Annotated in this window: 11 protein-coding genes; 4 read left to right on the plus strand and 7 right to left on the minus strand. The window is 42.5% G+C overall.

Features of this window, described 5'->3' with window-relative positions:
• Window positions 1-25: 25 nt before the first annotated feature.
• Window positions 26-2,416 carry a S9 family peptidase gene (locus WFY05_RS14950; protein ID WP_340113701.1) on the minus strand — a complete coding sequence of 797 codons (2,391 nt, stop codon included), beginning with the start codon at window positions 2,414-2,416 and terminating at the stop codon, window positions 26-28.
• 128 nt (window positions 2,417-2,544) lie between these two features.
• A complete protein-coding gene (locus tag WFY05_RS14955; protein WP_340113702.1) occupies window positions 2,545-3,369 on the minus strand; it encodes an aldo/keto reductase in 825 nt (274 codons plus the stop codon).
• Between the two features lie 144 nt (window positions 3,370-3,513).
• On the opposite strand from WFY05_RS14955, the gene WFY05_RS14960 reads away from it, so the two are divergent.
• Both WFY05_RS14960 and WFY05_RS14965 read left to right on the plus strand, forming a co-directional pair.
• Window positions 3,514-4,764, plus strand: a complete 1,251-nt coding sequence (locus WFY05_RS14960) for an aspartate kinase (protein ID WP_340113703.1) — start codon at window positions 3,514-3,516, stop codon at window positions 4,762-4,764.
• 93 nt (window positions 4,765-4,857) lie between these two features.
• The gene (locus tag WFY05_RS14965; protein WP_340113704.1) at window positions 4,858-6,174 is read left to right on the plus strand and encodes an efflux RND transporter periplasmic adaptor subunit; all 1,317 of its coding nucleotides are present in this window, start codon (window positions 4,858-4,860) and stop codon (window positions 6,172-6,174) included.
• A 124-nt stretch (window positions 6,175-6,298) separates the two neighbouring features.
• Here WFY05_RS14965 and WFY05_RS14970 read toward each other — a convergent pair whose 3' ends face one another.
• Window positions 6,299-7,414: a carboxypeptidase-like regulatory domain-containing protein gene (locus WFY05_RS14970; protein ID WP_340113705.1), complete on the minus strand. Its 1,116-nt coding sequence runs from the start codon at window positions 7,412-7,414 to the stop codon at window positions 6,299-6,301.
• 243 nt (window positions 7,415-7,657) lie between these two features.
• Here WFY05_RS14970 and WFY05_RS14975 point away from each other — a divergent pair, with 243 nt between their 5' ends.
• Complete coding sequence (locus WFY05_RS14975) at window positions 7,658-8,314, plus strand: hypothetical protein (protein ID WP_340113706.1); 657 nt, start codon at window positions 7,658-7,660, stop codon at window positions 8,312-8,314.
• Window positions 8,315-8,410: 96 nt separating this feature from the next.
• Here the strand turns inward: WFY05_RS14975 and WFY05_RS14980 are convergent, their stop codons facing one another.
• From WFY05_RS14980 to WFY05_RS14995, 4 genes are all read right to left on the minus strand, one after another.
• A complete protein-coding gene (locus WFY05_RS14980) occupies window positions 8,411-9,142 on the minus strand; it encodes a redoxin domain-containing protein (RefSeq protein WP_340113707.1) in 732 nt (243 codons plus the stop codon).
• A 527-nt stretch (window positions 9,143-9,669) separates the two neighbouring features.
• On the minus strand, window positions 9,670-10,407 hold the full coding sequence (locus WFY05_RS14985; RefSeq protein ID WP_340113708.1) for a redoxin domain-containing protein: 738 nt from the start codon (window positions 10,405-10,407) through the stop codon (window positions 9,670-9,672).
• A gap of 305 nt (window positions 10,408-10,712) precedes the next feature.
• Window positions 10,713-11,462: a carboxypeptidase-like regulatory domain-containing protein gene (locus WFY05_RS14990; protein ID WP_340113709.1), complete on the minus strand. Its 750-nt coding sequence runs from the start codon at window positions 11,460-11,462 to the stop codon at window positions 10,713-10,715.
• A 194-nt stretch (window positions 11,463-11,656) separates the two neighbouring features.
• Window positions 11,657-14,293, minus strand: coding sequence for a valine--tRNA ligase (locus tag WFY05_RS14995; protein ID WP_340113710.1), 2,637 nt, complete (start codon window positions 14,291-14,293; stop codon window positions 11,657-11,659).
• Window positions 14,294-14,973: 680 nt separating this feature from the next.
• On the opposite strand from WFY05_RS14995, the gene WFY05_RS15000 reads away from it, so the two are divergent.
• A complete protein-coding gene (locus WFY05_RS15000; protein WP_340113711.1) occupies window positions 14,974-21,669 on the plus strand; it encodes a T9SS type A sorting domain-containing protein in 6,696 nt (2,231 codons plus the stop codon).
• Window positions 21,670-21,674 lie beyond the last annotated feature (5 nt).

The following is a 21,674-nucleotide window of genomic DNA, read 5'->3' on the forward strand; positions in this document are numbered from 1 at the left end:
GTAGCTTGAAGCTCGAGGCTAACATCTACTTCTTCAGATTTTCTTCGAACAGTTTAAAAATTCGTTTGTATTCGTCTGTCCAGCTGCTGGGCTCAACAAAACCGTGTCGTTCGACCGGATAAACGGCCAGTTCCCAATTTTCCTTCCCCAGTTCGATGAGGCGTTGCGTAAGGCGTACAATATCCTGAAATTGTACATTATCATCCACCATACCGTGACACATCAAAAGCGCACCTTCCAGTCCTTCTGCAAAATTAATGGGCGAACTCTGTGCATAGGCAATGCTGTCTTCCACCGGTGTATTCAGGATGTTGGAAGTATAGCCATGGTTGTAATGTGCCCAGTCGGTTACCGAGCGCAGTCCGGCTCCGGCAGTAAAAACATCTGGCTCATTGAACATCGCCATCAGCGTAATAAATCCGCCATACGAGCCACCGTAAAGTCCGATGTGCTTGGGAGAGACATCGTATTTGTCGACCAGCATTTTAGCGCCGTCTACCTGGTCCGAAAGATCAAGGCCTCCCATGTGGCGGTATATTCCGGTGCGCCAGTCGCGGCCATATCCTGCACTTCCGCGGTAGTCGATGTCGAGCACCGTGTAGCCGTTATCAACTAAAATATTATGGAACTGGTATTCGTGGAAATAGTCGCTCCACCACTTATGGGCATTTTGCAGGTAGCCTGCACCGTGCACAAAGATCACTGCCGGCCGCTGTTTTACGGGCGATTCGGGGCGGTATAAGCGAGCATACACTTCGGCTCCGTCGGTAGCATTAAAGGTGATGTACTCAGGCATCCGCCACGGGTAGGCATTAAATTCGTCGGTTGTGGAATGGGTAAGTTGTTCGGTATCTGCTCCCGCTTTATTGGCCTGCAGGTGTAGTTCCCACGGTGTGTTCCCATTTGAATAACGAATGGCCAGGTACTTCTCGTCGGGCGAAAGTGTAACTTCGTTGCCGCCTTCCATCGAGGTGATCTGTGTGAGTTCTCCACCCCAGACCGGCATGCGATAAAAATGGTTTACACCGGGGTGTACTTTGTTGGCCGTGAAATAGAAATATTTTTTATCCTTGGAAATCGATGCATTCGAAACCTCGAATTTCCCGCTGGTGAGCTGTGTTTTCTTTTTGCTGTGAATATCCACGGCATATAAGTGTGAGTAGCCCGTTGCTTCGGAGTGGAACCACACCGATTTTCCGTCGGGCATCCAGCCCATGGTACCGCGTGAAAAACTCCAGCCACCTATTCCGGGGCCGCCTATCCACGCTTCGTCGCGCTGGCGGTCAAGCAGTTCAAGCTCACCTGTAGAAGGATCGAGCAGCATAATCCAGCGGTCTTTATTGTCGATGGAAAGCACCGTAATAACAGCCATATCTTCATTGTCGTTCCACAAAATTCCGGTGATGTTTATTGGGCGGTCTTTCATTTCGGAGCTGTCTTTTGGCATCCGGTCTGGGTAATCACTGAGGTAATCGGGAAGATCCTTCAAGCCTGGGATTTGTGATTTGTCGATACTGATGGTTTTGTTGTTTTTTACATCGAAAATACCCATTTCTGCACTACCTTCTTCAGCTCCAACTTTGGCGCGTGCGTTTTGTTCTTCGGTGTAACCCGATTCGGTGACAAAATGTGTGACCGAAGTGTTTTTGGAGCTACCGCGGTCAAAGGTCATATAACTCACAAAATTCCCGCTCGGGCTCATCGATATCCGGCTTACCCTATTTTTGCCGGTGATGATTTCGAGCGGCTTTTCAGTCTCTTGTGCTTCTTCTGCTTTGCGCCGGTTTTCGCGAGCCTTGCTTTTGGCTTCACGTTCGTTCAACACTACAAACAGGTCTTTTTGTTGCTGCTCAAGCCACTTGTCCTGCTCTGATTTACGTGGCTCAGGACGTTTGTTCTCGGTAGTGAAATTGGTGATCTGACTGATCGCTCCACTTTCAAGATCGATGGTGAACAGGTTGTTGTTCATAGTGAAAGCAATTTTTGAATCGTTCATCACAAACTCCGGTGAGGATGCCCGTTCGAGCCAGTTGGTGAGCTGTTTCTCGGTGCCTTTCTTCAGGTCTTTCAGTATAATGTTGCCATCGCGGACAAACACTTTTTTGCTGCAGTCGCTGTTCTCATCAGAAAAACGCCCAGGAAGCTGATGCTTTTCCTCCAGCGATACTTTTTCGATTTTTTTAGTGGCCAGCGAATAAGCGTAAAGTGACGAAAGTGTATCGCGTTCCGGATTCCATTCAAAATAAATTTTATCACCCGAATCGTTCCACGAAATATCAGACGGGGATGTGCCGATCCATTGTGCCGGATCCTGCATGATCTGTTCAATGCTAAGCGAACTTTGGTTGTTCTTTTCGATTTGGGCAAAAGATGTTATAACAAGGGCGGTTAGAAGAAGAGTGAGCAGTTTTTTCATATTTATAAATTTATTGATCTGGTTTTATTGTTGGAGCTAAAGACCCTGAATCAAGTTCTGGGTGACGGACTGTAACAAAAATCATTAGCTACGTCATGCTGAACTTGTTTCAGCATCTTTTAAATTATTTAAAATGTAATATGATCCGGATGAGCACCGATCCGCCCGTCTTTGTCGAGGCTGTCGATTTTAGCGATATCTACCGGGGTGAGTTCAAAATCAAAAATATCGGCATTGGCAATAATACGTTCCGGTGTTACTGATTTTGGGATGGTGACCACTCCTTTTTGGATGTCCCAGCGCAAGGTGATCTGAACAGGTGTTTTCCCGTATTTCTCAGCCAGTTCCTTTAACTCCGGAATCTCATTCACTTTCCCTTTCATGATCGGAGACCAGGCTTCGAGTTGAATGCCTTTACCCTTGCAATATTCCAACAAATCGGGTTGGATCAATTCCGGGTGAAATTCTACCTGGTTGACGGTTGGCATTACTTTGCAGTGTGGCAGAAAATCTTCGAGGTGGTGCACCAGAAAGTTACTGATACCAATTGCTTTGGCCTGTCCTTTGGCGTAAATTTCCTCCAGTGCTTTCCACGTTTCTACCGAACGTTCGCCTTTTGGCCAGTGAATCAGATACAGATCAAGGTAATCGGTCTGCAGCTTTTCAAGGCTTTCTTCAAAAGCAGCCATAGTAGTGTCATAGCCTTGTTCGGTGTTCCACACTTTCGAGGTCAGGAAAATATCCTCGCGGGGTACATCGCTTTCGAGAATAGCGGTTCCAACGCCGCGTTCGTTCCGGTAAATGGCCGCCGTATCGATGCTTTTGTACCCGTTGGCAAGCGCTGTTTTAACTGCTGTTATTACTTCTTCTCCATCTTCCGACTGAAAAACTCCGAGGCCCAGCCAGGGCATTTTTACGCCGTTATTTAATGTTGTTGTTGATGTAATATCCATAATTATTTTCTTTTGAGGACATCTAAATTAGCCATTTTTTAGAAAGATGTTGAATGCGCCGCATATTGTGCTTCAGATTGAACAAAAAATTTAGTTTTGTAAATTTGGAACAGAACTAAGAAATTCACAAGAATCATTGAACATATGAAGGTCTATAAATTTGGAGGGGCATCGGTAAAAGATGCGTCGGCGGTAAAAAACGTTTTCGAGATCATTAAAAGCGAACCGGGTAATCTGGCCGTGGTAATTTCTGCGATGGGAGAAAGTACCAACTTGCTGGAACTTCTGGTTAAAGCTTATTTCGACAACAATGAAAAAAAGTGGGAGATATTTAACGCCTTCCGGGGATATCACCAGGAAATTATAAGCGGTTTGTTTGGCGAAAAAGGAATGTCACAGGGTGTGTATGAATTGTTTACCCAAATGGAGTATAAACTCAAATCAAGGCCTTCGTACGACTATAATTTTGAATACGACCAGATCATTTGTTTTGGTGAATTGGTTTCTACCCAAATTGTAAGTGATTATTTAAATGCTGCCGGTCATGAAAATCAGTGGGTGGATATTCGGAACAGCTTGAAAACTGATGATACTTTTCGCGATGCAAAAGTAGATTGGGAGTGGACCGATCAACTGATAAAACAGGAATTCAACTTTAACGTTACGAAGTTATACATTACCCAGGGATTTATAGGATCGACCACCACGAACCTCACAACTACACTTGGTCGGGAAGGTTCCGATTTTACGGCTGCCATTATTGGTAGTATCCTCGAAACCGAAAATGTTTCCATCTGGAAAGATGTGCCGGGTATTTTAAGTGCTGATCCAAAGAAAATGAAGGATACCGTAAAAATTGGGGAATTGTCTTATAAAGAAGCGGTGGAGATGACCAATTCGGGTGCAAAAGTTATTCATCCAAAAACCATGCAACCGCTCCACAACAAAGGTATCCCGCTTTTGGTGAAGTCGTTTGTTTCGCCGGCCGATTCGGGAACGGTTATCCACAAAATCGATCATAAAATTGAATTACCTCCTGTTTTTATCCTTAAAGAAAACCAGGTGCTGATCACGCTTTCGGCCAAGGATTTTTCCATTATATCCATCAACGATATCGACCGGGTTGTCAACTTTCTGATCGGTAAACTGATAAAAGTAACACTGATGCAACAGTCGGCCATCGACCTGAACATTGTTGCTGATGCTTCGGGTGAAGACCTCAACGAAGTTTTTGGTGAACTTTCGGAGCATTATGAGATCCGTTATAACACTGGATTAACACTGGTTACCATTCGACATTATACCGAAGAGGTGTTGGATTGGATGGTAAAAGAAAAAGATATTTACCTGGAGCAACACAGTCGATTGACCGCGAGAATGCTTATCAAAGAATAAGTTGGCTGTCTTAAATGAGCGAAGTCTATGCAAAACGGTTTTTTCTTGTAATTTTATGAACCAAAATCTGACCTATTAAAAAACCACTGCATTATGAAGCAAAAAAAAATCCTTCCATATGTAATCGCCGGCCTTATTGTGGTCATTATTGTTTTAGTTGTTGGTAAAAAGAAAGGCTTGTTTGGTTCTGATTTTACCATCGATGTGGCTACTGAAAAAGTAGAAAGCAATACGATTACCGAATTTATTACGGCTAACGGAAAAATTCAACCCGAAACTGAAGTTAAGATCAGTCCCGATGTTGCAGGTGAGATTGTTCAGTTGTATGTCGAGGAAGGCGATGAAGTAATTAAAGGGAAATTGCTGTGTGTGATCAAACCCGAAATTTACGAATCGGCCGTTAACCGTGCTGAAGCTGCACTGAATTCATCAAAAGCAAGGTTGGCACAGGCAAAAGCACAAATGATCGAGCGCGAACTTTCGTACAAACGTTCAAAAGAACTTTACGATAAAGGAACGATTCCGGTAGCCGAATTCGAAACTGCAGAAGCAGCTTACAAAGTGGCTGAATCGGAAGTTATGGCGGCTGAATACTCGGTTCGCAGTGCTGAAGCTTCTTTATCGGAAGCCGAAGAGCAACTGACCAAAACCAAGATTTATGCCCCGATCTCAGGAACCATTTCGGCGCTTGAAGTGGAAAAAGGTGAGCGCGTTGTGGGAACCAGCATGATGGTGGGAACCGAAATGATGACCGTAGCCGATCTGGAACGTATGGAAGTGCAGGTGGAAGTGAATGAGAACGATATTGTTAAGGTGATGAAAGGTGATACTGCCCTGGTGGAAGTTGACGCTTATTTGGGCCGGAAATTTAAAGGCATTGTTACCGAAATCGCGAACTCGGCCAGTACCACGGGAACAACGGCCGACCAAGTTACCAACTTCGATGTAAAGGTGTTTTTGCTGAAATCGTCGTATGAAGATCTGATCGATCCGGCCAGCGGAAATCTCTATCCTTTTCGTCCGGGAATGTCGGCAACAGTTGATATTCTTACTGAAACACGTGAGAATGTTATTTCAGTGCCGATTGCCGCGGTTACCACTCGTGTTAAAAAAGAAGACGGTGGCACAGTCGAAGTCGGGGATGAAAATGAGAACGCTTCAAATGCTGATGAGGCGATCGAACGCGACGAGAAACAGGAAGTGGTGTTTGTTATCAATGGCGACCGGGTGAAAAAAGTGGAAGTGGAAACCGGAATTCAGGACAACACCAGTATCGAAATTCTGAAAGGTTTGAATGAAGGCGACGAAGTGGTTACCGCACCATACAACGTCATAAACCGAACATTAAAAGACAGTATGCTGGTTCATGTGGTAAGCGAGGAAGAATTGTTTAAATCGGAAGAAGATTAAACCTGACGATTCAACTATAATAGTTTCAAAACGGAAGCAGCTGAATGTTGTTTCCGTTTTTTATTTTTAGACAGGGATCATTTCCTGACACTGATTTCTGACTATTAATGTCGGATATGTAGCTTTAGTCTCCCGGAAAATAATTACGGCTGTTTAGCACTGTAAGGTTATTGGCATGAGCACGATTCACCTGCAGTACGGTTTGTTCGTTGTACGTTTCAGCCTCAGAGGTGTATTGTTTTGAAAGCGTAATTTTATTCAGAAGCAGGTCCTTGTAGTCCACCGAAAATTCATAAGAAACATCCTTCAGGTAATTGCTATTCCCTGAAGCAACGGCCAGTGAACGGTCCTGTCGGTTATTTTTTGGTGATTTTACTTTGGCGGAAATGTTCTTCACCGTATAATTCTCTTTCGAAATCGTAATGGTTCCCTGGAAAAAAGTGGCATAATAATCGCCCGAACCTTCCAGAGATGGAAGCACTTGTTTAAAGCCGATTACCCAGTATTCTTTCCCGCCAATGTTGGGTTGGTCTTTCAAACTTAGTTGGTAGTCGCGCAACAGTGCCGGATTTAGTATTTCTGAAGCTGAGCGCAGCCAGTCGAGTGCCAGTAATTCGTCGAGTTTAAGCATGTTCGAAGCAAAAGAGTACTTTTCGCCTGAATTGCGAACGCGGTACTTTCGAGACTGGTAGGCATCGAGTACCGAAGGCTGCGAATACCCCGTTTGGTCGTAGATGAGTACATCGGCTTTGGTGGTAAAACTCGTATCGCCGGTAGTTGTTTCGCGGGTGTAGCTGCAATGCAGGTTAAAAGGACCGGCGCCGTTGTTGTAGCGTATGTTTTCCGAAGCCATACGCAATATGCGTATCAAAACAAGGTTTTGCGCCTCGATGTCTACATTTCCCACATCGTAGGATTGCGGTTGCAGTTTTATGGTATTAAAATCGTTTCCGAACAATTGTTTAACCGGAAATTGCCGGCCTTTAAATCCAACGGCCGAAAAGAAAATATTCTTGTCTACCATTTCTTCCGGAATTTTTAACTCAAAATCTCCTTCTTCGTTGCTGGCGGTTCCGTAAAAAGTTCCGTCAAGTCCAATATTCGTGTACGAAATTGCTCCGTTGGTTTCGGCATTTACCACTTTCCCTTTTATGGTATGTGCTACTCTGCTGCCGTTTTGTGCAAAAGTTAATATCGATGTTGAAAATATAAGTGCAAGTAATATTGAAACTGTTTTCATCTCTAATAAACTGTTTTGTTGTTTTCTGAACGGCCATTTTGCTACCGGGTGAAATAACCATTCAATTTTAATAAAAATAACAAATAAATACCATTCTTGCTTAAATGAACGTTTTATTGGGGCATTATTATTGTATATCTTTGTTAAAATTCAAAGGAGACAATTATGAAATGAGACACGAGTGTTCGGGACGAGTTTTATTCGCCAGGTGGCGGACCATAGAAAACAAACAACTTTTGTAGTATGAATAAAAAATATCTGATTTTCATTTTTAGCTTATTAATTATCGGTTTTTCATCCTGTGTATCGAAAAAGAAATACCTGGAAATGGAAGCCGGGCGTTTAAAAGCCGAAGAACTGTCGCGCAAACTGGATGCAGAAAATCGCGATAAGGCAGCACGTATTGAAGCGCTTATCGCTGATTTTGAAGCCATGAAAAATGAGTTGATGCAAAGCAATGCTTTTAAAGAACAACGCATCGATTCATTAAAGACAGAATTGAGTAATTTGTTTACCGACCTGAGCAAAAAGGAACGCTCGCTGGAAGAAACCAGTTTTACACTCGATTTCGAAAAACAGCGATTAACCAACGCATTGGAGGCCAAAGACGAGAACATCATGAAACTGCAGGCTGAAAACGAAAGTCTTGAGGAGCAGATTGCAGAAAAGGATAACGAAATCGATGAACGTAATTTTCAGATCTCGAAGCTGAATGATCAGGCAAAATTATTGGAAGGCCAGATTGAAGAAGGTCGGAATTCACTCGCTCAGAAGCAAAGTGAGCTGGAACAGGTTAAAGGTCAAACTTCTGAATTGATGGAGGAAATGAAAGATAAGGATGCTCAAATTACCAAACTGCAAAACCAGGTAAATCTGCTGAAAAAAGAAATTGGGGGATAGAGTTTTCAACCTTATAAATCAAAAAAGTCCTGTATATACAGGACTTTTTTTTGATTAATGGGCAGTTAACAATTCTGCTGTTTCTATGAAAAAAAATTATTTGTCTTTACTGACTTCTTTAAACCACACACGATTTCCCATCGGATAGTAACCTTCTTTCTCCTCGGCGCTCAAATCCGACTCTGCTTTGGAGAAAGGATAATAAGGTAGAATTACATCGTCCCCTTTTTCCCAGTTGGCAGGTGTATAAACCATCGATTCATCGGTAGTTTGTATTGCTTCAATCAGGCGAACAATTTCGTTCATGTTTCGACCAACTTCCATCGGGTAAAAATTTACCGACCTGACAATGTTATTACCGTCAATTATAAATACTCCGCGAATATCACGATTGGTACTTGTTGGTTTGTGAAGCATACCGTATTTTTCTGATACTTTAAGTTGAGTATCTTCAATCAACGGGAACTCAATTGCCTGGGGCCCACGATTTCTATAATCCAATCCTTCCAGTTGTTTAACCCACAGTTTGTGCGTTTCCACACCGTCTCTTGATATAACGGCACACTCTACACCCAACTCTTTAAATTTTGGCTGCAGATAGGCCAATTCAAGAAGTTCAGAAGTACATACCGGAGTAAAATCTGCAGGGTGGCTGAATAAAATTTTCCACTGTTTTCCAAAATCATCCGGAAAATTGATCTTTCCATTTGTTGACATCGCTTTGAAACTTGGAGCTTCAGATCCTATTAAAGGAATTTGGTTGTTTTGGGCTGTTGAGCCCACTGTAATAAAAATAACAGCCGCAATGGCTAACATTAATTGTTTCATGACTTTTTAATTTTAATTGTTTAAATGCATAATTAATTTACAGTGATCTGAACCCACAAAACATGCTGAACAACATATCCTTGTTCGTCGATTTCATGATTGTGCTAATAAATAATTAGCAATAAGTGTTTAAAAAAATCAAATAGAAAGTTAAAACTACATATTCGAGCAAAATAGTAAGAAAACATTGGTTGGATTCCGTAGAAGGGGTATTCGTTGAAAATCAGACAAAAAGACAAACAGCTATTATTATCTTCAAAAATAATAATTATTCGAATCTCTTATTTGAATAATTTTAACATAATATTAATCAATCTGGTAATCCAGCTCATGATGGTTTTTCCGTAGCCCACCGAAGTTACTTCCAGGTAGTTGATGTTCTGCATTTCGAGGGTGAAATAAACGTCGTTGTTGGTAATGCTTCCCCTGTGGGTGCGGTGTATTATAAGTCAAAAAAAAGTCCTGTATATACAGGACTTTTTTGTTTAATGGAAGATTAACTATTCTGTTGTTTCTATGAAAAAATATTATTGGCTGGCTATTTCGTTTACTCGTTTAAACCACAGGCGATTACCCACATTATAATAATGCTGAAGTTCCTGCGGATCAACCTTCGATTTGTCTACCGCAAAAGGATAATAGGGAACGATCAGATCGTCGCCTTTTTGCCAGTTCGCTGGTGTACATACCATTGCTTCATCAGTTGTCTGAAGCGCTTCGATCAGGCGGACTATTTCATTCATGTTACGGCCAATTTCAATCGGATAAAAATTGATAGAACGCACGATGTTATTCCCATCGATAATAAAAACTCCGCGAATATCGCGGTTTGTGCTGGTTGGCGAGTGCAACATCCCGTATCTTTTCGATGCCACTAATGTCGGATCTTCAATCAGTGGAAATTCGATTTGCTTTTTCCCGTGATTCTTGTAATCCAACTCTTCCAAGTGCGCTTTCCACATTTTGTGCATATCCACATTATCTTTTGATATGACTGCGAACTCTACACCCAACTTCTTTAATTCTGGTTGCAGATTGGCCAACTCAAGTAGTTCAGATGTGCACACCGGCGTAAAATCGGCCGGGTGACTGAACAAGATTTTCCAGTGTTTCCCAAAATCGTTTGGGAAGGTAATTTCACCGTTTGTTGACATTGCTGTAAAACTTGGGGCTTTCGATCCTATTAAAGGAATCTGATTGTTTTGAGCACTTACGCCCGCAACAATACAAATTACTGCCACTAAGGCTAACATTAAATGTTTCATGACTTTTCTGTTTAAATTGTTTAACTATTCTGTTAATTTACGGCATCATACACTCAGTAAATATGTTGTATAACATGATTTAGATGGTCTAAATGTACATAATGCTTACAGTTTAGTAGTAATTAACAAAAATAGACAACAAATAGAAATTTAAATGTGATAAAATATTGCAAATAGGAACAATGTGCTTAGTTGAGCTGTAAAAAATAATTCAACTGGGGTAAAACTAAAAAATACTAAATTGTATTTTTTAGCAAGTTTTAAGACTTGACTCTCGACCGAAAGGAATAAAAGTTCGAAAAAGACTACTTTAAGCCGTAATTAATTTTGAACATTTTACTGTATTCAACAATCGATGATCTTACCTGGTATTCGTTGGCGGTATAAGGAAGGACGTTTTGTGCATTGAACCAAACCATAAAAGTATCGGCGTAAGCTTCATTCAGTCCTGTCAGCTTCATCACCATCTCTTTGTTGTAGTTCTTCGAGTGCATTTCCCAGTTTTTCATCAGAGCCATATCTTCCCTAACTTCGCGTTTTCGCTTTTCGCGTTTGCTAAGGTGATATTGCCAAAACGAAACCGGATTGAAAAAAGCCGCCAGTACCGGGGGCTTTTCATTAAAAGCATCGCCACGTAATGTTGGATCGATATTGGTGGGTTGACCGTGCTCGAAATAATCGAGTTGTTGCGCTTCGCCTTCTACCGTTACTTCGCCCACGTTGTACATTATCGGCTCCATGTAAAAAGTCAGTACGTCGTTTCCGGTATAATAAGGTGGAATTTTCATAATGGTTTTTCGATAGCCCACCGAAGTTACTTCCAGGCTGTCAATGTTCAACATTTCGAGGGTGAAATAACCGTCGTTGTTGGTAATGGTTCCGCTATGAGTGCGGTGTAAAACAATATTGGCATACGGAATTGCTGAACTGTCGGCAGCGCTTAGTATCTCGGCTTTTAGTTCAATCAGTATAGGATCGACCACGACAGCATCATCCTGTGCGCGGGCACTGTAAATAATCGTTAGAAATAAAAAAATGGCCAGTATCTTACGCATGTCAGCTTTTTCGTAACGCTTACAAAACTATTCAAAAGAATGATTCAGCAGCAGATATAACAAAATTTAACCGGCTTTTAACAGATGTTAAGCATGAACAAACGTCCTCCTGAACTTGATTCAGGATCTATTAATTAAATGATTCAGATTCTGAGATGAACTCAGAATGACGGTTGAAGATGCTATTGTTAGTTCTATTTCATCGCAGCAATGCGTTCCTCCAATACTTTTATTTTGGCTTCCGCGTCGACCTGTTTCGCTTTTTCTTTGGCCACAACTGCTTCGGGCGCATTGTTTACAAAACGCTCGTCACCCAGTTTTTTCATTACCGAATTCAGAAAGCCTTTGGCGTATTTTAATTCTTCTTCCAGTTTTTGCAACTCCTCTTCTTCGTCGATAAAACCTTCGAGCGGAATGTAAAAAGTGGTTGATTTTACACGGAAAGAAGCCGCTCCTTTCACTTCTTCTTCTACTGTGTTTAATGCGTTTAGATTCCCCAGTTTTATAAGAATACTGTTGAAACCGGCATCGAAACCTTTATCGCCTTTTTGCACTGAAAAATCGATAGCATCTTTAAACGCAATGTTTTTTTCTTTTCTGATCTTCCGGATTCCCGATAGAGCTTCTTTCACATCTTCGAATGCTGCCAACAAAGCATCATCATACTTAGTATCGGCCGGCAACTGGCTGATCATGATGCTTTCGCCTTCTTTGCGGTCTTCCAGCAACTGCCAGATCTCTTCAGTAATAAACGGCATAAACGGATGCATCAACCGAAGCATCTGATCGAACAGTTCAACCACTTCGGCATAAGTTTTAGCGTCAATCGGTTGCTGATAGGGAGGTTTTACCATCTCGAGCAACCAGCCCGAAAACTCATCGCGAACCGAAGTATAAACCGTCATCAATGCCTCAGAAATACGGAAACTGTCGAACTGTTTGTTGAGCGTTTCTACAACCTCGCTTAGTTTATTTCTGAACCATTCGATGGCCAGTTTCGAATGTTCCGGTTGTTCAATTTCTGCAGAAACCTCCCAGTTTTTAACCAGTCGAAAAGCATTCCATATTTTGGTGGAGAAACCTGCTCCCTGTTGTGGAAGGCTTTCATCGAAAAGCAAATCGCCACCGGCCGGAGAACAAAGCAGCATTCCCACACGAACACCATCAGCACCGTATTTAGCAATCAAATCCAGCGGATCGGGTGAGTTCCCCAGCGATTTCGACATTTTTCGACGCTGTGCATCGCGCACCATTCCGGTAAAATACACATTCTTGAACGGGAAATCATCGCGGTATTCGTAGCCTGCAATGATCATTCGCGCTACCCAAAAGAAAATAATATCGGGCGCAGTAACCAGGTCGGAACTTGGATAGTAATAATTTACTTCTTCATTCTCAGGTTTGCGGATTCCGTCAAAAACAGAGATTGGCCACAACCAGCTCGAGAACCAGGTATCCAATGCATCTTCATCCTGTTTCAGGTCGGCAGCAGTCAATTCTGCATTACCCGATTTTTCTTTTGCTAAATCAAGCGCTTCTTCAGCTGTTTCAGCACAAACATAAGTTCCGTCGGGCAGGTAGTACACCGGAATTTGGTGTCCCCACCACAACTGGCGGCTAATGCACCAGTCTTTAATATTGCCCATCCAGTGTTTGTAAGTATTTTTAAATTTCGGCGGGTGGAACTGGATGGTGTCGTTCATTACATTCTCCAGTGCCGGTTTAACCAGCTCTTCCATTTTCAGGAACCACTGTGCCGACAGTTTGGGCTCGATGATCACATCGGTTCGCTCCGAAAATCCAACTTTATTCGTGTAGTCTTCCAGTTTGGCAAGGTTGCCTGCTTTTTCCAACTCAGGAACGATTTTCTTTCTTACTTCGAAACGGTCCTCACCGATAAACATTTCAGCTTTTTCGCTTAAGGTTCCGTTATCGTTAAAAATATCAATCGATGGCAGATTGTGCTTCAGACCGATTTCGTAGTCATTGATATCGTGAGCCGGAGTAATTTTCAGACAGCCGGTACCAAATTCCATATCCACATATTCATCTTCGATGATCGGGATGGAGCGGTTAATTAATGGAACAAGCACGTGTTTTCCAACAAGGTGCTTAAAGCGTGAATCAGCGGGATTCACACATACTGCAGTATCACCAAGAATGGTTTCAGGACGTGTCGTAGCGATGGTTACAAAACCATCCTCTCCTTCGATTTTATAGTTGAGGTAATACAGTTTTCCCTGCATTTCTTTGTAGATCACTTCTTCGTCAGACAGTGCAGTTTTTGCTGCCGGATCCCAGTTTACCATACGCACGCCACGGTAAATCAATCCTTTGTTAAACAGGTCGACAAAAACTTTGAGCACCGACTCGCTACGGGCTTCGTCCATGGTAAAAGCTGTGCGGTCCCAGTCGCAGGATGCACCCAGTTTTTTCAACTGCTCGAGAATGATACCACCGTGTTTATCGGTCCATTCCCAGGCATGTTTCAAAAATTCGTCGCGTGAAAGGTCGTACTTGTCAATTCCTTCGGCGTTGAGCTTGTTCACTACTTTAGCTTCAGTGGCAATTGAAGCATGGTCGGTTCCCGGAACCCAGCAGGCATTTTTCCCGGTCATGCGCGCACGGCGTACCAGAATATCCTGGATGGTATTGTTGAGCATGTGCCCCATGTGCAAAACGCCGGTAACATTTGGCGGCGGAATTACAATCGTATAAGGCTCGCGCTTGTCGGGAGTGGAATGGAAGTATTTATTGTCCATCCAGTATTTGTACCATTTATCTTCAACCTCGGCCGGGTTGTACTTGCTCGGAATTTCCATCTGACTCATCTTGAAATATGTACCTAAAAATTTGAGGTGCAAAAGTAATATTAAATGTTCAGAGTTCAATGTTTAGCACTCAGAGTTTAATGTATGATAAAGCTGCAGATGAGAATATCTGTGATTCAAAGTTTTTAAATCAATAGCATCAGCTAAAAAAGGTTATTTTTGATGGCGAATTCAAAAAGATCGGACATGTATTTATTTCTTCGGGTAATGATCATCGCAGTAATTCTGCTATTAGTGTACTTTATTATTAAAGGAATTATCAGTCAGCGAAAAAATAATTAGAATTAACCTGAAAACGGTTCTTCGCCTGGGCGGGATTCTATTCATCAGAAAAACATTTATTTATTTTTCAATTTGCTAAATTCTCTTCTTAAACCCTTTATATTCTGCAATCAGACATTTTTTGTTGTTCGGAAAAGCATAAAAAATATCAATAGAAAATAAAAATACATTTTTATCTTAATAATTTATTCCCTAAATTGTTTAACAATAAACACAATTTGAAGGAAAGGATTACCATTAAATCAAACTGTACGCAATTCTTACCCTTTAAGTGTAAACTTTAATATCATGAACCCGGAACTCTCAGAAGTCATCATTGGATTTTGTTGATTGCCTTGCTGTGAGGTATGACTGTGTTATGTACCAAACATGAAACTTATCACTTAATACATACCAAAATGAAAAAATTTACTTATTCGGAATTAATTTCAACCATGCAATTAATCACAATAAAATGCCATAAATTTCTATGGCTGTTATTGTTTGCGTTCATTATGCCAGTGATAGCAAATGGCGAGCGAGTATATCCAGATATGGCAGTTACAGTGTCATCAGGAGGATCGGATTATACGATAACTTTTTCTTACAGTGGTGCCGGAGTAGTTGGATGTAGTGACGCTGTTGTTCACAGAATTGATGTTTATAAAAATTCGGATAACAACAGTGTTCAACACCAGACAGGTAGTGGCAGTTTATCGAGTGGAACCGTTACTCATATTACAGGTCCAAGTAACTCAGGATACTGGGGATTACGTTATCAGGAATCAGAAGATTGTAGTTGGGCCTGGTGTAACTGTGTGGAATGGGCCTGGAGTGGATATCCAAGAGCAAGCAGTTCAGGTGACAGAGGTAGCGGATATAGTGTTTTAACCTATGCAGCTACCGCTGCAATAAAATCTCCTACCGGAATAACTGCCTCTGACCAGGAATATTTTGAAAAGATTATTTTGAATTGGTCGAAAGGGACTAATATTCCAGATGCTAATACCGGTTATAATATCTACAGAGGAACGACGCTTTATAACGGAACTTTGGTGGCACAAGTGGCAGGAGATGCACGTACATGGACTGATAACACCATAGTTCCAAACGACGAATATTATTACTGGGTAACCACTTTTACCGACGATTGGGGTAATCATGAATCACCAAGAAATAGTTCAAATGCGGTTCTGGGAAAAGCAAAAACTTTTGCTGTGAATGCATCCGACGGAGCATATACCAATCGTGTGAAAGTAGAGTGGGATGATCTGTCTGATTTTGCAGAAGAATTGCGTATTGAACGCAGTGTGCCTGAAAGCAATCAGAAAGAAGAGCTCGATATCTTAAGTAAAAATGCACAGGCATTTAGCGATGATGGTGCCATCCCCGGTTATAAACATACCTATTATGTTACGCCAATTCACGAAACTCGCACCTTCCCAACCCTGAGCGATGACGGTTATTCGAAGCCAAACGGAACCATTAAGGGTACCGTTAAGTCTCTTTTGAGTGTTGGAGTAGAAGGGGTGCAGGTGTGTGCGATTCCCGTTACACCGAATTTACCGGCCGGTGCGCTTTCCATTCCTTCCGAAGGTTATTGCACCACCACCGATGTTGACGGTTATTACGAAATACGAAACATTTACTACTACGATGAGGCTGAATTCATTGTTGTACCGTTTAAACAAGGACCCAATGGTCCGCATATTTTTACACCGGACACACTGACCCGCGTGCTGGATCTGAATTCAAAATTAAGTTCCGGGGCCAATTTTACCGACGAGAGCGTTTTCTCCATGGCTGGTAAAGTCCTCTTTCCAAAATCAACCGCGGCCGAATGTGGTGTCCCCGATGTAGAAATTTTGATCAACGGCGAGAGTCGGGGAATATTTACCGATGGTAATGGCGAATGGAGTTATGCCATCCAGGAAGAAGGGAACTATTCATTTACTCCTGAGTTTTTGCATCATACTTTTGAAAATCCTTCGGGACAGCCGTCTACTTCATTCTTTGTTGACGGAGATTCAATAAACATTAATTTTACCGATACCCAAACCGACACCATTTTTGTGAAAGTACAAACGGGGTGCGAAACACCGGTGGCTGATAGCGTTAAAGTACAGCTTACATCGCCGGGCAATTGTTTTAATACCAGTTATTACACCGATGAAAATGGTTTGCTGACCATTCCTGATCTCCCGGCACGCGAATACAATGTGCAGGTGGTTGAACTCGATCCTGTTAATTCGAATATTTTTGATCAGATAGGTAACAAACCAATTCGTATCGATCTAACCGTGCGGGATACGGCAGATATGGTTGTCGAGCGCGACAGTCTGGATATAACACCTGCCGATACTATATTCTTACCGAACAATACCATGAGTATTACTCCTGCCGATACCACCATTGTAACAGTTACAGATACAATGCGTGGTGAGGTAGTTCCAGAGGCTGATTTTACCTACCATTCGCCCCTCGATATTCAGGTCGATTTTGCCGATGCAGGTGCACAAGAATACAGTTGCAGTAGCGGTAACGTGACACTTATGCAGCAGAATGAATTATATACACTCGTCTTCGAGGTCAACGAATCGATGGGAGATTGCCCGGTAAATGAAGGGCATTTACGTATTTTCGATTTTGTTGCCGATCGGGGAGATGAGCCAATTGAGATCCCCATTGTAAACGGTTTTGCAGTTTATACTACACAAGCCGGATTACCCGAAATTGCTGAGAGTGCTGAGCACAATCATGAGAAACTGCTTTATGTGGTTCCTGAAGTCGGATTTTTGGAAGCCGATCCGCAGGAATACTGGATCATGGTTGAAGGTGTTAAAACTCAGGCGCCTTCATTTATTACAAAATCGCCCGAAATGCCAATGCTGGTATTACACGATCCGCCTGGTGATAACAGTTATTCATACGTTCAGGAAGGCAAATCGTATAAAAGTTTTAATACTTTCGAAATGCTGGTGGGGGGAGAAGCAGGAGTTTATGCCAATCTGTTGATTGGAGCCAAAGTACTTACTCCCTTTTCAAGCAATGGATTTGGAACACAGATCAAATTCAGTGCAGTAGCCGGAAGAGATAATTTTAACCGCAGTGGTGTAGAAACAACAATCACCTTCAATGAAACGTTTTCAACTTCCGATTTGGAGAACCTTACCGGAAATGATGGAGACGTGTACATTGGCGCATCGTTTAACCAGGAATATGCACTGGGGGATGAGCTGACCTTTAATACGTCTACCTGTCAGGCCGAGATAAAAACTGTTCCTACCATCGATGTAACCGGTTTTGCGACTACTTTTGTTTATACAGAAAAGCACATTAAAAGTACGTTGCTGCCTACACTCGGAACACTTCGAAGTGCTTTGATAGCCGGCCGTGATACCAGTCTGCTTTCGCCTGAAGAAAAAATGCAGGCCAACCAGTTACTGGCTGATAGCCTCCATTGGGAAGATGTGTTGGCACAAAATGCAAAAAACAGAGGCGAAGATGCGGTGTTTAAAGAGAACATTTCGTTTAGTGCAGGTGCTCCATATACCAATGAATACACTACTGATACAACAAATTCAGCATCGTATGAGTACACGGCATTTATTAATACTGAATTGGCTGTAGGGATAAAAATTGACAATGAAACCGGAGCTTGGTTTGACAGTGAACTAGGAGTTATGGCTAAGTTCAGGTGGGCAAATACTTTTAACCAGGGGAATGATACTTCGTACACCCGAACCGTTGGATATATTCTTTCGGATAATGATATTGGCGATTTTTTTAGCGTTGATATTAAAGAAGATCAGGCATACGGAGTTCCTGCATTCAACTTAAAACTGGGTACAACAAGTTGTCCGCACGAGCCCGGGACACAACCACGCGACGATGCACGGATAACAGTTTATCCGCCACAGATCAACAATGTACCGATTGGAGGGCAAGCAGTATTTACGGCTAATTTGTTAAATGAAAGTCAGAGTCGGGAAACCCGCGAATATCACGTTAAAGTAGTTTCTACTACCAATCCCGACGGTGCGATTGTAAAATTGGGAGGTACGTTAATCACCAATGGCGGAGCATCTTATTTTCTGCAATACAACCAAACGGCAAACATTGCCCTCACTGTTGAACGAGGACCCATGGCGGCCACTTACGATTCGATCGGTATTATGATGTACCCACCTTGCGAATATGCACTTTGGGAGGACAACGGGAACATAACGAGCGGAGATACGGCCTGGATATTTGTTGATTTCCAGAGCGAATGTTCAAATGTTGCGTTGCATTTACCCGGCGATAACTGGCTGGTTAATAGCAATAACGGCGATAAACTGGATGTGGCCTTTACGGGGTACGACCGGAATAACGAAAACCTTCAAAGCATAACCCTTCAATATAAACGTCAGGGTGAAGGATGGATTGACGATGTGACGATTGATCGCGAATTGCTGGTACAAAATTTTTACGACTACGAATTTAATGTTTCCGGTCTTACCGATGGTAAATACAGCTTGCGTGCTAAAGCAAATTGCGGAATCGAAGGAGGAATTTCATATTCTTCTGAACAGTCCGGAATTATCGACCGTTCATCGATTGCGCCTTACGGAACTCCTTCACCGGCCGATGGCTATCTGCGTTTTGGGCAGGAGATCAGTGTTGTTTTCGATAAGGACATCAACTGCAATTTTGAAAGTTATTCAGGCGCAGTACCAAACATTCATTTGCTCCTTGAAGATTCCACTGAAATTCCGATAACAGTTCAGTGTTCCCAGAATGAGGATGGGATTATTCTGGTTCCCGATGACGATCTTTTCGCACAGCCTTCGCTCGAAGGAAAACGCGTTTATGCCGTAGTGGAAGGAATTCAGGATATTTACGGGAATGTTCAGAAATACAAAACCGAGTGGTCGTTTCTTGTGAATGTTAGCCCGGTTTCGTGGAATCCCGAGGAAGTTCATATGACGGCGGAAGAAACCGAGTTGGTAGTGCTGAGTGCAAATCTCGATAACAGTGCCAACATAAGTAAATCGTTTACCATCGATGAATGGCCCGACTGGTTAGTGCCTTCGGTAACTTCTGCCTCTGTTCTGGGCGGAAATAGTTTTACCGTTCAGCTTCAGGTGGTTGAAGATCTGGAACCCGGATTTTATGATGGCGAAGTGGTGGCCATTATCGACGATTCGCCGGAAGTGCTTCAAGTTTCACTTGAATTGTATGCCGAAGAGATCGATTGGAGTGTGAACCACCCCGATTTCCAATACAACATGAATATCGTTGCTCAGTTTAGCACCGACGATGGCGATGAGAACCTTTCGACCGGATTACGCGATAAAATTGCAGCCTATGTCGACGGCGAATTGCGTGGTGTGGGAAGCATTATGTATGTGCCCGAACTGGATAAATACGCTGCATTTATTAATGTGTCGGGTAACCTGGCGGGCGAAAACGGAAGTTTGCTCGAAGCCGAAGATTACGTGGATGATCTGAGTGTGCAGGACATAACATTTACTGAAGACAGTAAGACCTATGAAGCCACGCGTTTTAAGAAAAACAACTGGATCGATTTTGATATTTACGCAACGAAACCGGGTAATTTCATTGCCGAGTTCAAGGCTGCCGGAAACAAAGCCGGCGATGTTGACGTGTATATCGACGGTAGCTTAGTCGCGACCTTCACGGTCCCCGCTACGGGAAGTTCTTATGGCATATATACTACTCAATTCCAGGTTCCGGCGGGTCAGCACACGCTGCGCATTCAGTCGAACAGTGCTGAATTCGATCTCGACTGGATCAATTTCCCCGAATATCATGTTCGGAATCAATTTACTACTGAAGTCATCAAATTCAGAATGTGGGATGGTTTAAATGGTATTGAATACGGTGCCATTGAGGAACTGACATTCTTTAACGACGGTGTGGTTGGAAATGCTGAAGAACCTTTCATTTTGCACCCTGCAGGTGGTATTCAGGAAATGCTGCTGGCAAAAGGCTGGAACTGGATTTCGGTGAATAAAGAAAGCACAGACATGAGTGTAGGCAAAGTGTTTGAAAGCCTGACGCCGCCAACTTCACTGAACGATATTACACTGAAATCGCAGACAGGTTACTCGCAGTTCAGTCAGCTTACAGGCTGGCAGGGAACACTCAGCGATGTTGATATCAGAGCGGGATACATGATCTTTCTGAGCGCGCATGGCGATACTTTGAGTTTAATAGGAAATGCACCTGAAACAGATGTAAGTATTCCTTTAAATCCCAAATGGAATTGGATAGGATATCCAAAATCAGAGATTTTACCGATTGATGATGTTCTGGGACAGTTGTCAGCCGGTCCCGGCGATGTGATAAAAAGCCAGTATGAATATGGAGAATACAACCAAAGTACCGATTCGTGGATCGGTGATCTGAAGTTCTTCCACCCGGGGCTTGGATATAAATTGTTTGTTGGAAACAGCAGTAATATTGATATCCTGAAATCAGGAGATCCGGATGAACTCTTCCTGAAACACGAGTACAACATGACACTGACAGCCACCGTTGATTTTGGAGATCTTCCTTCATCTGATAATTACAGGATTCAAACCTATATCAATGATCAACTGCGTGGTGAAGTGCCCCTGTCGTACCTGAGTAAGCTCGACGAGTACATGGCATTTGCCATGATTTACGGCGACCGTTCAGACATTGGCGAAAGCGTAAAAGCCGTGTTGTGGGACGATTACAATCAGCGACAAATTGAATTGGTTTCGCCCGAACTGAATTTTACGATCGATAAAATAAATGGTACGGTTGATAATCCGATCGTGTTGGCAGTGGCCGACAATAAACTTTCGCCTGAGGATGACGGAAAGTACCATTTTAACAATTATCCGAATCCGTTCAGAAATGAAACGGCCATTCAGTATTCAATTCCTGAGGACATGCATGTGTTGGTAACCGTAACCAATGCTGTTGGAAAAGAAATTCAGCGTATTGTCGATGTGGAGCAAACGGCTGGTCATTACCGTTATGTATTTAAGGCGGACGACATGGCTGACGGAATTTATTATTGTACGCTAAAAACAAACGACTTTGTTGAAACTAAAAAACTGATTCTGTTGAAGAAGTAACAGAA

This window comes from Maribellus mangrovi, from assembly GCF_037646455.1.
Taxonomy (GTDB): Bacteria; Bacteroidota; Bacteroidia; order Bacteroidales; family Prolixibacteraceae; genus Draconibacterium; species Draconibacterium mangrovi_A.